This is a genomic window from Erythrobacter dokdonensis DSW-74 (assembly GCF_001677335.1).
Lineage (GTDB): Bacteria > Pseudomonadota > Alphaproteobacteria > Sphingomonadales > Sphingomonadaceae > Erythrobacter > Erythrobacter dokdonensis.
In genome coordinates this window covers 129540-143669 of record NZ_LZYB01000003.1, presented here as the reverse complement: position 1 = coordinate 143669, position 14130 = coordinate 129540, and the positions used below count along the sequence as shown (strand labels likewise).

Sequence of the window (14130 nt, the reverse complement as noted above, 5' to 3'; positions counted from 1 at the left end):
CGATTGCCGGTCGGCACGCGGCAGGCTAGCCTTGCCGGCATGAGCGCCCGCAAGATTGCCGCCTGGCACGCTGCCGGATTGATCGACGCGGAGACGCGCGACCGCCTGCTCGCCTACGAGGCCGACCATGCCCGCCCGCTAGCCCTGTGGGCGGTGTCCGGCATCGGCGCGCTGGCAATCGGGCTGGGGCTGGTTTCCGTCATCGCCGCCAACTGGGAGGAGATTCCGGGACAGCTGCGGCTCGGCGTCCATCTGGCGCTGATTGTCGCAGCCCTCGGCGCGCTGTTCGCCCGCGAGGAGCGGCTGGCGCAGGCCTCGCCCTGGGCAGTGGAGGCGCTGGTCTTCGTCACCGCCGCATTGGGCCTCACCTTCTTCGGCCATATCGGGCAGGTCTACCAGACATCCTCGCCGCTATGGCAGCCGCTCGGCGTGTGGCTGGCGCTGTTCGCGCCGCTGCTGCTGCTAATGGGGCGCAGCTGGCCGGCGGCGATGGCGGTGGTTGGCGGCGCGGGGTGGTGTGCGTGGGAATATGCCACTGCGAGCACCGGCTGGCTCGCGGCACGCGACCCGGGCTTCGCGATGCGGTTGTGGCTCGCCGCCGTCACCGCCGCGCCGGTGCTGTTTGCGCCGCTCGCCGCCTGGCAGCGCGCTCGCAGCGCCCGGCCCGATTTCTGGCGGCGGCTCGAACAGCTGGCACTGGCCTATGCGGTCGGCGGTGGAACGCTGGCCTGCGGTCTGGCAAGCGGCGGGGGCTATAACGGCGAAGCAAGCCTGCTGGGCATGGCAGCCATGGCGCTGCGCGGAGCGGTTGGCGTGCTTGCGGGTCTGGGCGTCATGCTCGCACGGCCGGGCATTTCGGGGCGGATGGCAGGCGCGATCATCGCCGGGGCGGGACTTGTATTGCCGCTCGCCCATGCGCTCGAGGACCTGACCGTTCCGGCCGCCGCGCTGTTCTTTGCCCTGTGGGCCGGCATCGCCGCCGCCGCGCTTGCAGCGCACTGGCGCGGGGTGTTCCAGCTTGCCGTCGGCGTGATCGCGATGCGGCTCATCATCCTCAGCTTCGAGCTGGCGGGCGACCTGCTGGCGAGCGGCTTCGGGCTGATCCTGTCGGGCTTCCTGATCCTTGGCGTGGCATGGGGCGCGGTGCGCGTTTCGAAGACCTTCGCTCCGCGCGGGGAGAGCGAGGCATGATCCGCCCCATGCACTCGATCGTCCGCCTTGCCGCAGTGCTGCTGCCCGCGCTCGGCCTTGCCGCATTGTGGGGGCAGAGCCACCAGACCTACAACACGGGCACAGAGTGGGAGGTGCCGATCATGGGCTACGACCCGCGCGACATCCTGCGCGGGCACTATGTCGAATTCACCTATGACTGGCCGCTCGCTGGCGATGCGGACGAAAGCGGGTTGATGTTCCTGTGCCTGTCCGGCGATGCGCCGCGGCTTGTTCGCGCCACGCCGGTAGCAAGCGCGGCAGAGCTTGCCGCTTGCCCGCACCCGCTGCGCGCCGAGGCGGACCATATCTACGGCATGACCAGCCTCGAACGCGGCAGGCTCTATCTCGACCAGTACAAGGCGGCGATGGTCGATGCCCAGCTGCGCGACACCGAACAGCGCGGGATCGTGACGATCCGCCAGCGCGAGGACGGCAGCTTCACGCCCGTCGCCATCCGCTTCCGCCCGCTTACCCCCGGAGAGCGGGCAGCGCGCGATGCGCCGAGGGAGGAACCGCCTGTCCCGGCGATCATGGACGCGCCCTAGCTGAAGTCCTCGCCCGTCGCGGCGATCCGGGCCTTCAGGCCATCCTGGCAGATGTTCTGGATCTCGATCCCCGGGTGCGCGTTCACCTCGATCACCAGCGGGCCTTCGTTGACGTCGAGCACGATATCCGCCCCGCAATAGCCCAGCCCCACCGCAGGGCCGCATTTCGAGGCGAGTTCGAGCACGCGCTTCCAGCCCGGAATCTCGAAGCCGATCAGGTTGACGCCGGTATCGGGGTGGTGCGTGATCGGCGTGCCTTTCACCACCGCGCGGGTGATCCGGCCGGTCTCCATGTCGATCCCCGCCCCGATCGCGCGCTGGTGGAGGTTGGCCTTGCCATCGCTTTCGTTGGTCGGCAGGCGCACCATCGCCATGAGCGGGGTGTGGTGCAGGCTGATGACGCGAAGATCGGGCAGGCCTTCGGGTACGATCCCCGCCAGCGCCGGATCGGCGATGATCAGCGGCTCGATCAGCGCCGCATCCTCGGCGGCGGAATCGCCCGAAAAGCCCCCGTCGACGACCTTCTGGATGTGATGCATCACCGTGTCCTCGGTCAGCGGCGCGCCCGAACCCTTGAACCACGTGTTCCCCTCGCGCCGGACGGCCAGCAGGATGCCGTCGCCCTGCGATCCGCGCGCGGGCTTGATCGCCCAGGCATCGGGCATGTCGCGGCTCGGGCGGAAATTGCCGAGCTTCTGGTGGTCGTCGATCACCGCCACCGTGCCGGTGCAGGCAATCCCGGCCGCCTCCAGCGCGACCTTGGCCGCCACCTTGTCGCGCGCGCGCTCGATCGCGTGGCGCGGGTTGTACTTGGCGATCAGGGCGTTGCGCATGTTTATCCCGAGGATCTCGTCAAAGGGATCGAGCTCGCGCACCTTGCCGGCAAAGCTCCTGCGGAAGTTCATGAACACGTCAGACGTCCTCCACCTTGCGGATGATCCAGGCATTGTGGATCGGCGGCCGCCAGCCGGGCGCGGGCGCACCGGACGCGCCAACGCGAGGCTCGAACTGAGCCTCTCGGTCGGGAACGACGGGACCTGTTGCCTGCGGGACGCGCCTTCGCGCGAACCGTTTCAGATCCGCGCGCGAATTGATGACCCACATGCCCGATAGCGGCGGCGCGCGCTCGCTGGCGACAATCGCGACAGGATCGGGCACTGCCGTGCGGGCCGGGGCAGCGGAAGGCTCTGCCGCAGGTACACGCCGCGTATCCGGCAGCCCCTTGCGCCGGTCCTCCGTGACGCCTTCGGGCAGCACCAGCGCCTTCGCCTTGCGTCTGCGTTCAAGCCAGATCGGCGCGAAACGGTGGATTTCCGACAGGCGCAGGCCCCGATAGCGCCCCAGCACGCCGATCGCCACGGCAGCAAAGGCCGGCATCAGCAGCGGCGACCATTCGATGAAGGCCATGGCGAAGTCGCTGACCATCACGAATTCGATCACCACCGCAAGGATGAAGGTGTTGAATGCCATCTTCGCCGCCGCCTTGGCGCCGTCCTTGCCCCACTGCTTCCACCAGCGTTCGACGCACAGCGCGCAGACGATCACCGGGAAGGCATCGACCTGCAGCCGGGTGTCGAGCAGCAATTGCAGGGCGACCAGCACCAGCACGATCAGCGAGATCAGCACCCCGAGAAAACCGACGCGGGTCATGCGCAGCTTGAGCAGGGTGGGGGTCACGATCATCCCCACCAGCACCGAGGAACACAGCACGACCGGCCCCATCACCGGCCCGATCTGGAGGAACGCCAGCGCGATCAGCATCGGCGTGAACAGGCCGAACGCCTTGAGGCCCACGAAACTGCGCGCGAGCACCACCAGGAAGGCGCCAAGCGGCAGCACCATCAACAGGTTGGACGGCTTCAGGCCCCAGACCGCCTGCGACGTCGCGACCCCATTGAACGAGGAGGGCAGCGCGAAGAATATCTCGGTATTGGCGATGCCCAGCACCACCAGCGCGATAATGATCGCGCCGACAACAAGCCCGACATAGAAGGGGCGCCTGACCTGCGGGGTCGCGCGCTCCCATATGCGGCAGAACTGGGAAAACAGCCTAGAACGCATACCCGACCGAAAGCGTCAGACGGTAACCCTCACGCTCGCGCACAGGCTCGTTGCTATCGAAGAAGATATATTTCGCTTCGGCCTCGATCCGCCACTGGCCCGGCCACCACAGCAGCTCGACCTCGGGCACGACCAGCCGGTCGCGGCGCAGCTGCCCTTCGGGGGCAAGCCGCCCGTCGAAACGGGTCTTGATGACTTCAAGTGCCGGGCGCACGCGCAGGTCCGGCGTGATCGGACGGGTATAGGCAACCCCTGCGGATTCGCGTTCGTAGCCACGGCGCGGATCATCGGATTCGATGCTTTCGGCGCGCAGGTCGAATTGCAGGTAGTGATAGCGGCCGAAACGGCGGCGATACTGGGCATCGACGCGCGGGCCTTCGCCGCTGGTCTCGGCGAGCGGTCCGTTGGCATAGTCGCGTTCCCGCCAGCTGCCCTCGATCCGCACCCGGTGCTCGCGGCGCGGCTCGAAGGTTATGCGGGCGGCCCCCTGCCATTCGTCGGTATCGGCAGCTTCGACCGTCACCACGTCATCATAGTGGCGCGCCATCAGGCGAAGGTCGAAATCCTTGCCAACCGGCGTTTCGAAGGTCGCGGTGAAGCGGTCGCGGGCGATGTTGTTGCGCCCTTCGCCGATACGGATCACCTCGATCCGGTCGGCCTCGATACGAAAGCGCGTATCGCCTTTCTCGAGCGCGACCCCGACCTGCCCGCGCAGATTGATGGCCTCGCCGTCGATCACCAGGTCCTCGTCGCGGGTTGTGGTCTGGGCACTCAGCACCGAGACCTCGATCCGCGCATCGGGTTCGAGCTTCCAGCTATCGTCCTGCGCCGAGACAGGCGAAGCGGTGAGCACGGACAGACCGGCAAACAGCAATGCGACCCAAGCGCGCAACAAGTGGTTCATCTGGTTAGCCCCCGTATGATTTACGTAGCGCTACGAGGAGGTTCTTTAGAAATTGCTAACCACGTCGATAAACCATGAGATCCAACGCAAACGGGGCGGAAGGCAGAACCCTGCCCTCCGCCCCGCTGACGGGTATTCATCCGGGTGCGTCAGAAGCGCGCGGTCGCCTGTACACCATAGAAGCGCGGCTCGGCCGGGATGAAGGTGGGAATGCCGAAGGCCCCACCGGTATTGCCCGCATCCAGCAGGTAGTCCTCGCCGGTGGCATTACGGATGAAGCCTGCGATTTCGTAGCGGCCATCGCCGAAGCTCAGGCCTCCGCGCGCGTTGACGAGCGTCACCGCTCCCTGCGAGATCAGCGGATTATTCGGCACCTCGAAGAAGATCCGGCTGCGATGCGTGACGCTGGGCGTCAGGAAAAACCGCATGCCATTGCCGAACTCGTAATCGACCGTGAAGCCGCCCGAGGCCTGCCATTCGGGCTGCAGGCGGAAGCGCGCGCCCGAGAAGGCGGGCGAGAAGGCTCCGTCCTCGTCGATCCCGCCGTCGATATAGCCGAAATTGCCGAATACCTGGAACCAGTCGGTCAGATCGACCGCCAGCTCGCCTTCGACGCCGAGATTCTTGGCGCTCCCTGCGCTGGCGGTGATGAAGGCACCGGTGGGATTGCCCTGGTCGTCAAGCTGCGCGACCGAGACCTGGAAATCGTCATAGACCTGATAATAGACGCCCAGCGAGCCGGATACCGATCCGGTCGCCAGTTTGATCCCGCCTTCGTAGTTCCATACCACTTCCTCGGCGATGTCGGTGACGTTGGGCACCACCTGGGCGCCGGTGCGGCGCGCGGCGACCTGGACCACCGGCGAGCGGCGGCCCTTGGACACGGTGGCAAAGACGTTCACGTCGTCGGTGATGCGGTAAAGCACGTTGAAGCGCGGCAGCACCGCCTGGAAGCTGTCATCGGCAAAAAAGGTCTGGCCGTTGGTGTCGACCTGGCCAGGGATCAGCGGCGCACCGCTGATCTGGCTGTTGGGCACATCGGCGCGGAAACCCGAGCGGCGATATTCCTGCAGGAAGCGCACGCCCGCGGTCAACTCCAGCGAATCCGTCGCCAGCCAGGTGGCGTCGGCGAAGACCGAATAAGCCTCGTTGCGGCCCTGGTTCTCGAACACCGAGGTATAGGGGATCGCCTGCAAGGCACCGCCCGTCAGCAGGCCGGTGACCGCTGCCGCCGGAACGCTGCCGTCCGGCCCGACGCAGGGAATGCCCGGAATCAGCGGCGCGCCGAACAGCGAGGTGAGGCATTGCAGATAGGTGCCTTCCTCGGTCGCGAAGGGGACGTTCTGGAAGCCGTCTTCGACGAAAACGTTCCAGCCCGCGCTTGCCCGCAGACTGTCGCCCGCATAGCTGAAGCGGCCCTCGTGGCTGATCTGCCAGCCCTTCGCGAATTCGGTGAATTCGAGGAAGGGCGCCGCCGAACCGTCGGCATCGAACACCTCGACGCTGTCGAATTCGCGGTAGCCGTTGACCGTGGTGAAGGTCCATTCGTCGGCGAACTGGTATTCGGCGGTGATGTTCAGATCATAGACCTCGCGGTTGAGGCCGAGCTGGTCGTCGAGCAATGCCGCCGCGCCTGCCGGATTGCCGCCAAGATTGGCGTCGCGGAAGGCGTTGGCAGCCCCGCCGGGTGCCCCCGCGAAGGCGGGGAAGGTGCCCGAAATGAACGGCGTGCCGCCATTCCTCTGCTGGTCATAGGTGGCGATCACGTCGAGCGTGAAATCGGTCGTCGGCGTGTAGCGCAGCGAGGCACGCAAGCCGAGCTGGTCCTGCGCGTAGAGCTCCTTGTCCTGATTGGGCGAGAGGTTTTCGACATAGCCCTCGCGGGTGCGCCATTCGAAGGCGATGCGCCCGGCCAGCACGTCGGACCCGGCATTGATATGACCGCCCAGCAGGGTCTGGTCGAAATTGCCGTAGCCACCGGTGATCTCGCCCGAGAAGCCCTCGCGCGGGCGGGCCGAGACGAGGCTGATCGCACCCACCGCCGAAGCCGTGCCGAACAGGGTCGCCTGCGGACCCTTGATCACCTCTACGCGTTCGAGATCGTAGATCGCCTGATAGGAACCGCGCGAACGCGAGATGTCGACGCCGTTGTAATAGAGCGTGACGCGCGGACCCTGCTGCGCCGAGCCGCTGTCCGAGGTGATGCCGCGGATCACGATGCCGGGGTTATTGGCGCTCTGTTCCTGGATGTTGAGACCGGGAATGTAGTTCGACAGCTCGTCGAGATCGGTCACGCCCAGCTCGCGGATGCGCTCGCCGCTCACCGCCGAGATGGTGATCGGCACGTCGACGGCGCGCTGTTCGATCTTCTGCGCGGTGACGATGATCTGGTTGCCGGAGGCCTGTTCCTGCGGTTCGCCTTCGGCGGCATTGTCCTGCGCGAAGGCGGTTTGCGGGGCAGCGGCAAGCGTGGCGGCGAGCGCGAGCTTGGAGGCGCGCGAAGAGAAGGTGCGGAGCATCTTTGGGTGTCCCTGTTGCTGGAGAGAGACCCTGCCCCTGACAGGCCTTGGTGACGCAACCGCGACGGATGCATGAAGCGTCGGTTACTGCCGATTGACAGTTTCGGGACGTTGCCGAATTGCATCAACCCTGCGCCGAGGCTCCCACCCGCATGGGTTCGGGGTGCGCATCGTGCCGCTTCGGAGCGGAGGTCTTCCGCGTGAGGTCAGATCGGATTGCCGTCGCGATCGCGGAAGATCTCGCGACGGCCGACATGGTTGGGCGGGCCGACCAGCCCTTCGCTCTCCATCCGCTCGATCCACTTGGCCGCCGTGTTGTAGCCAACCCCCATCTGGCGCTGGAGCCAGCTGCCTGACGCCTTCTGGTTCTCGATCACGATCTGGCAGGCCTGGCGATACTTGCGCTCTTCCGGATTGTCCGAGGCGGTAAACTCGTCCTCGAAGCCGAAGCCGCCGTCTTCCGGTTCCTCGGTGACGGCATCAACGTATTCTGGAGCGCCCTGCGAGCGCCAGAAGTTGGCCACCGCTTCCACTTCCTCGTCGGACACGAACGGGCCATGGACGCGCACCATTGCGCCGGTGTTGGGCTTGTAGAGCATGTCGCCCTTGCCCAGCAGCTGTTCAGCGCCCTGTTCGCCAAGGATGGTGCGGCTGTCGATCCGGCTCGTCACCTTGAAGCTGATGCGGGTCGGAAGGTTGGCCTTGATGACGCCGGTGATGACGTCGACCGACGGGCGCTGGGTCGCCATGATCAGGTGGATGCCCGCCGCGCGGCTCTTTTGGGAAAGGCGCTGGATCAGCACTTCGATTTCCTTGCCCACCGTCACCATCAGGTCGGCAAGTTCATCGACGATCAGCACGATCTGCGGCAGCGGTTCGTAGTCGAGCTGTTCTTCCTCGAACAATTGCTCGCCGGTTTCGGGATCGAAGCCGGTCTGCACCCGGCGGCCCAAAGGCTTGCCCTTTGCGATCGCAGCGCTGACCTTTTCGTTGAAGGAGTTGATGTTGCGCGAGCTGATGGCGCTCATCATCCGGTAGCGCCGCTCCATCTCCTCGACCGCCCACTTGAGCGCGCGCACCGACTTGTGCGGCTCGGTCACCACCGGCGAAAGCAGGTGCGGGATATCGTCGTAGGTTTTCAGTTCGAGCACCTTGGGATCGATCAGGATCAGGCGCAGCTCGGCGGGGGTAAAGCGATAGAGCAAGGAAAGCAGGATGACGTTGAGCCCGACCGACTTACCCGAACCGGTCGTCCCCGCGACCAGCAGGTGTGGCATGGCGGCAAGGTCGGCGATCACCGGCTCGCCCGCGATATCCTTGCCGAGGATGATCGGCAGGTTGCCCTTGGCATCGGCAAAGGCGGCACAGGCGGCCAGTTCCTTCAGCATCACCACCTGGCGGTCCTGGTTGGGCAGTTCGATACCCATCACCGTGCGCCCCGGGATCGGCGAGACGCGCGCGGAAATCGCGCTCATGTTGCGGGCGATGTCCTCGGCAAGGCCGACCACGCGGCTGGCCTTGATGCCGGGCGCCGGTTCGAGCTCGTACATCGTCACCACCGGGCCGGTGCGCACCGCGGTGATTTCGCCCTTCACGTTGAAATCGTCGAGCACGTTTTCCAGCAGGCGGGCGTTGCGCTCCAGTGCCAGCTTGTCGAGCTTGGGGGCCTTGTCGACCGGAGGCTCGGCCAGCAGGTCGAGGCTCGGCAGGTTGAAGGCGGCGAACATGTCCTTTTGCGCGGTCTTGGCGGGCAAGGCGCGCCGCGGCGGAGCAGAGGGGTCGGAAATCTCCGGCGCGCGGCGCGGGCGCTCGTCGATTTCGGCAGGTGCAGCATCGCCTCTTGCCGTGCGCCGCGGACGCGGCGCGGCATCTGCTTCATCATCGTCTTCGGCAAAGGCAAGCGCGGGCGCCGCCTTGCGCCTGAAGAAAGGAACCCGGCGCAGCAGGCCGCCAAGCGAGCCGCCGCCGAGAAATTCGGGCAGGCTCAGCAGCACCCGCCAGTCGATTGCGAAAATCCGTGTGAGCAGAGCCACGCCCACCGCCAGCGAGGTCAGCGCCGCGCCGAGGATCACCCACCCCTGCGCATCGCCGGCAATCCGGGCTGCCAGCGCTTCGATCGCCCCCGCGCCAAGCAACCCCGCCAGCCCGCCCGCCTGCGCAGGCAAGGTGCCGCCCGGGCCGGGAAAGGCCAGCGAGAGCACAGTGGCAAGGAGTGTCATCGCGATCAGCAACAGGCCGGTCGGCAGCCACCATGGGGTAGTCTCCTGCTCCTCGCCGTTCTCGACATCGCGCCACAGCTTCCGCGCCGAGACATAGAGCAGCGGCAGCAGCAGCGCGCCGGGCACGCCGAACACGAGCAGCACCGCATCGGCAACCCAGGCGCCCGCCGTCCCCATCCAGTTGGCAACTTCAGACGGGTCGGCAGCGGTCGAGGAACTGGGATCGGTCTGGGTATAGCTGATCAGCGCGAGCGCAAGGAACACGCAGGCGGCGAGCAGCACCCCAGCACCCACCATCTGCGCAAGCCGCCGCACGCCGCGCTTGAACCCAGCCCGCCATTCGGCATCGGACTTGCGCACGGCAGCCTTGCGGCCATTCGTGCTTCGAGGGGTAACGGCGCGCGTGGCCATGATGGTTCTCCTAGGCGGAACACATCATGAATCCTCGGGCGCGAGCGGTCAAGCGATGTGCGGCGAAGCGTTGTTCAGCTCAATCCGTCGATCGCGGCCCAGCGCGGCCAGCTTATCGCGCGGGCGCGTCCGGCAGTCATCCCGCCCAGCGCGATCACAGGCATGCGCGATTGCCGCGCCAGCAGGCGAAAGCGCACGGGGCCGAGCACCGCGCCGCCCGGATGGGTGCGGGTCGGAAACACCGGCGAAAGCAGCGCGGCATCCGCACCCAGCCTTGCCGCGAGGCCCAGTTCCGCCATGTCGTGGGCCGTGGCGAGATGGATCAGCCCGGCACGACGCGGATAGAGACTGCGCGGCGCACCATAGATTCCGTCTGCCCCCCATTCACGGGCGGTCAGCGCGCTATCAGCGAGAATTACGACATGTCCCCGCGCCCGTGCGACGCGCCGCAAGGCGAGGAAGCGCCGGAGGCGCTCCGGATCGGGCAGGTGGTAATGGCGATAGACGAAGCCCGAACCGCGCGGCAGACGGGTCAGGGCGCGCTCGAGCGCGGCATCGTTGCGTTGGTCGCTGATGAGCCACAGGCGGGGCAGGGGATTGGCGCGCGTCACCGAGCCGCTATAGAGCCGCCCCATGGAAAATGCAGCAACCCGCCTCGCAGAAGTCCGCGGCAACATCGCCCGCGTGTGCAAGCCCGCGCGGCGCAGGCCGGAGGACGTCACGCTGATTGCGGTCAGCAAGACCAAGGGCGCGGACGCGATCAAGCCGCTGATCGATGCGGGCCAGCGCGTGTTCGGCGAGAACCGGGTGCAGGAGGCTCAGGGCAAGTGGCCCGCCTTGCGCGAAGCTCATCCCGACATCGAACTGCACCTCATCGGCCAGCTGCAATCGAACAAGGCCGACGAGGCGGTGGCGTTGTTCGACGTCATCCACTCGCTCGACCGGCCGAGCCTGCTCGCCGCGCTCGCCAAGGCGATGGAAAGGCAGGGCAGGCGGGTGCCGTGCTTTGTCCAGGTCAATATCGGCGACGAGGCGCAGAAGGGCGGGTGCCCGATTGCGGAACTGCCTGCCTTTCTGGATGCGGTGCGCGCGGCGGACATCCCGCTCGCGGGACTGATGTGCATTCCCCCTGCCGATATCGAGCCTGCGCCGTTCTTTGCGCTGCTCGCCAAGCTGGCGGCGGATCATGGCCTTGAAGGGCTCAGCATGGGGATGAGCGGGGATTACGAGACGGCCGTGATGCTGGGGGCGACCCATGTCCGGGTGGGGACCGCGCTGTTCGGGGCGCGGGGCTAGGCGCGGGTGAGCGATACGCTCGCCCGGCTCGATGCGTTCTTCGGGAAGTGGCGCGAACGGCTGTGCGGCCATCAGGCCGAGGTGCGGTTCGTCGCGCGCCCGCTTGATGCCCTGCCGGGTTTGCACTGCGCGTGCGCCGACAGCTTCGTGACCTCGCTCGGCTATCAGCCGATCGGTGCAAATTGGGAACTGCTCGACGCCGAGGCGGCACCGGACGGGGCGCGCTCGGCCGCTACTGCGCTGGTCGAGGCTTTCGCGCATGACATGGCGTTGCCGCAGCAGCCGTGGCTGGGCGAGGGCGATGCGCAGGCGATGGCAGGGGACTTTCTTGCGTGCTTCGATCCCCGCACGCGGCAGATCGTCACCAACCGCATGTATTTCGGCTGGAATCCTCTCACGGACGCAGCAATCGAATGGGCCTTCGTCGCATTCGACGACACCGCCATCGCGCTGCTGCTCGCCACCAGCGGGGACTGAACGAAAAAGGGCGCCCCGTTGCCGGAGCGCCCTTCCTCTTGTTCCAGGCTTTCGCCCCGATCAGAACTCGAACATCGCCTCGATGCCGATGTTCCGGCCGCGCATCAGCGGCGAGAAGGTGCCGGCCGTCGGGTTCGGCGCAAAGGGCTGGCGCACGCCGGTCGAGTTCGGGCCACCGAACGGAACCTGCGTATCGCCGCCTTCCTGCACTTCGTCGAGCAGGTTGCGGCCATAGACCGACAGGGACAGGCCATCGACCGGGGTATTCCAGGTGATGTTCGCCTCGAGGTTCGAGAGCGCGTTGAGCCAGCCGAGGTTGTCGTCGGTATAGGCTGCTTCATCACGGTACTGGTAGTTCACCCGGGTCACGATGTTGCTGCTGCCCAGATCCCAGTCATGGATCAGGCCAGCACCCACCGTGATCGGGGGAACGCGCGGCAGGCTCAGGTCGAGATCGGCATCGTTGATCAGACCGTCGCCCGAGATATCGAACAGCACCTCGTCATACTCGGCGTCGATGATGCCGATATTGGCCGTGAACACGAGGCTGTCCGACACACGCATGCGTGCTTCGGCCTCGAAACCGGCGATCGTGGCGTCGGCGGTGTTGAGGATGTTCTGCACAACGCCCGCGCCCGGATCGGCCAGGTTCACCTCGCGCTGCATGTTGCCGACCTTGGTCACGTAGCCCGCCACGTTGAGCGTGAAGGAGCCGTCCGCGGTCTGGAACTTGCCGCCCAGTTCGTAATTGTCGACCTGCTCTTCGTCGAAGAACAGATCGCCGGTCGCCGCGAAGGCGCGGTTGAACACCGGGATGTTGGTGATGCGGAAGTTGTAACCGCCCGAACGGAAGCCCCGGCTCCAGTGGCCGTAGATCTGGCTATCGGCGAACTGGTACTGCAGGCCGAGCTTGGGCGAGACGTTGCGGAACCGCACACGGTCGGTGAAGCCGTCGGTCTCGGTCGCCGGGTCGAAAGGCTGGCTGCCGGTCGGGCAGGTGCCCTGCACCACCGAACACGGGGCGCGCGGAATGATGTAGGTCACGCCCGCATCCTTGGTTTCCTGGTTCCAGCGGATCCCGGCGATGATCGACAGGTTGTCGAGCACTTCGTACTGCGCGTTGGCGAACAGGCCGATCACCTCGTGGTTCTGCGAACCGCCGCCGAAGAACAGCGGGGGCTGCAAGGCCGGCGGCAGATCGCGGCGCAGCGCACGCACTTCGGTATAGGCCAGGTCCTGTTCGAACCAGAAGCCGCCGATGGTCAGATCAAGCCGATCGAACGACATGGCGTAGCGCAATTCGTTCGAGAACTGCTCCTGCGTCGTCTCGGTGTTCGAGTGGAACAGGAACAGCGGGGTCGCGTCGATATCGCCGTTGGTGGTAGCATCGTAGTCGCGCCAGCCGAAGACATTGGTCAGCGTGCCCGGGCCGATATCCCATTCGGCGGTGAGCGAGCCGGTCCAGATCTCGTTGGCGTAGGCGCCCGGCTCGTCAATCGCGATATCGAAGCTGTTGCGATCGAAGAACGCGCGGTTCTGGGCCGAGGGGCCGTCGCCGTCGCTCTCGAAATAGTCGAGCTTGCCGGTCAGGGTCAGATCGCCCAGACGCGCTTCGAGCGCGCCGCGCAGGATCTTTGTTTCCGCCTTGCCGTGATTTTCCGGAATGTTCGGATTGGTCAGCGAGGCGAGGTTGCGGAAATAGCCTTCGTCCTTGTTGTAATAGGCGCCGACCTTGAACAGCAGCACGTCCTCGACGATCGGGCCGGAGACCACGCCGCTCACGGTGTAGTTCGGGCCGCCGCGGCCGCCATCCAGTGCCGGGCCGTCGACTGCCGCGCGGAACTTGCCGCGGAAGTCCTCGGTCGGGTTGCCGGTGTTGATTACCACCGCGCCGCCGGTCACGTTGCGGCCGAACAGCACGCCCTGCGGACCGCGCAGGATTTCGACGCTTTCAAGGTCGAACAGGTCGAACACGACGCCGCCGTTGATGCCGAGATAGACGCCGTCGACGAACACGCCCACGGTCGGGTCGATCGAGGGGATCGAGGAATTGATGCCAAGACCGCGGACGGTGAAGTTGGCGGTACCGCGGCTGGTGCCGATCTGGTCAAGGCTGACCGTCGGCGCCTGGAACGACAGGCCTTGGATGTCGCGGATCTTGAAGGCTTCAAGCGTGCCGGCGTTGAACGCGGTCACGGCCAGCGGAATGTCCTGCACGTTTTCCGGGTCACGGGTCTTGGTGCCGGTGACGAGGATTTCGTTGATGGTGTCGATTGCGCTGGCGCGCTGTTGCGGCTGGTCGTCAGTTTCGACGTCCTGGGCGCTAGCAGCATAGGGGGCCAGGGCCGCAGCGGAAAGCAGCAGCGCGGTCTTGCCAAGCCGCAAGCGGCCGGCAACGGGGGATTTGGTAAGCATTATCGAACTCTCCCTGAGTTGAGGCGCGGGGGAATAGCGAAGAGTTGCAGGAATGCAACCTAATGTGGCTC

The 14130-nt window shown here is 66.2% G+C and carries 11 protein-coding genes; 4 read left to right on the top strand and 7 right to left on the bottom strand.

Features of this window, described 5'->3' with window-relative positions; translation table 11 throughout:
• Positions 1-39 precede the first annotated feature (39 nt).
• Together I603_RS07150 and I603_RS07145 are read left to right on the top strand one after the other, a co-directional pair.
• On the top strand, positions 40-1191 hold the full coding sequence (locus I603_RS07150; protein WP_068863576.1) for a DUF2157 domain-containing protein: 1152 nt from the start codon (positions 40-42) through the stop codon (positions 1189-1191).
• Positions 1188-1757 (top strand): GDYXXLXY domain-containing protein, encoded by a 570-nt coding sequence (locus tag I603_RS07145; protein WP_068863574.1) that lies wholly within the window; start codon positions 1188-1190, stop codon positions 1755-1757. The genes I603_RS07150 and I603_RS07145 overlap by 4 nt, the downstream gene beginning before the upstream one ends.
• Here the strand turns inward: I603_RS07145 and I603_RS07140 are convergent.
• From I603_RS07140 to I603_RS07115, 6 genes are all read right to left on the bottom strand, one after another.
• Positions 1754-2662 carry a sugar-transfer associated ATP-grasp domain-containing protein gene (locus I603_RS07140; RefSeq protein ID WP_158093628.1) on the bottom strand — a complete coding sequence of 303 codons (909 nt, stop codon included), beginning with the start codon at positions 2660-2662 and terminating at the stop codon, positions 1754-1756. The two genes, I603_RS07145 and I603_RS07140, sit on opposite strands and share 4 nt — an antisense overlap.
• Before the next feature lie 7 nt (positions 2663-2669).
• Positions 2670-3818, bottom strand: coding sequence for a 7TM domain-containing protein (locus I603_RS07135; protein WP_068863570.1), 1149 nt, complete (start codon positions 3816-3818; stop codon positions 2670-2672).
• The gene (locus I603_RS07130) at positions 3808-4722 is read right to left on the bottom strand and encodes a BamA/TamA family outer membrane protein (protein WP_068863568.1); all 915 of its coding nucleotides are present in this window, start codon (positions 4720-4722) and stop codon (positions 3808-3810) included. The genes I603_RS07135 and I603_RS07130 overlap by 11 nt, the downstream gene beginning before the upstream one ends.
• A gap of 149 nt (positions 4723-4871) precedes the next feature.
• Entirely contained in the window at positions 4872-7241 is a 2370-nt protein-coding gene (locus I603_RS07125) for a TonB-dependent receptor (protein ID WP_068863566.1), read from the bottom strand.
• 206 nt (positions 7242-7447) lie between these two features.
• Positions 7448-9871: an FtsK/SpoIIIE family DNA translocase gene (locus I603_RS07120; RefSeq protein WP_068863564.1), complete on the bottom strand. Its 2424-nt coding sequence runs from the start codon at positions 9869-9871 to the stop codon at positions 7448-7450.
• 74 nt (positions 9872-9945) lie between these two features.
• Positions 9946-10506, bottom strand: a complete 561-nt coding sequence (locus tag I603_RS07115) for a thiamine phosphate synthase (protein ID WP_068863562.1) — start codon at positions 10504-10506, stop codon at positions 9946-9948.
• On the opposite strand from I603_RS07115, the gene I603_RS07110 reads away from it, so the two are divergent.
• On the top strand, positions 10505-11167 hold the full coding sequence (locus I603_RS07110; protein ID WP_068863560.1) for a YggS family pyridoxal phosphate-dependent enzyme: 663 nt from the start codon (positions 10505-10507) through the stop codon (positions 11165-11167). The genes I603_RS07115 and I603_RS07110 overlap by 2 nt on opposite strands.
• Before the next feature lie 6 nt (positions 11168-11173).
• Complete coding sequence (locus tag I603_RS07105; protein ID WP_068863558.1) at positions 11174-11644, top strand: hypothetical protein; 471 nt, start codon at positions 11174-11176, stop codon at positions 11642-11644.
• A 60-nt stretch (positions 11645-11704) separates the two neighbouring features.
• Here the strand turns inward: I603_RS07105 and I603_RS07100 are convergent, their stop codons facing one another.
• Positions 11705-14059, bottom strand: coding sequence for a TonB-dependent receptor (locus tag I603_RS07100; RefSeq protein WP_068863556.1), 2355 nt, complete (start codon positions 14057-14059; stop codon positions 11705-11707).
• Between the last annotated feature and the right edge of the window lie 71 nt (positions 14060-14130).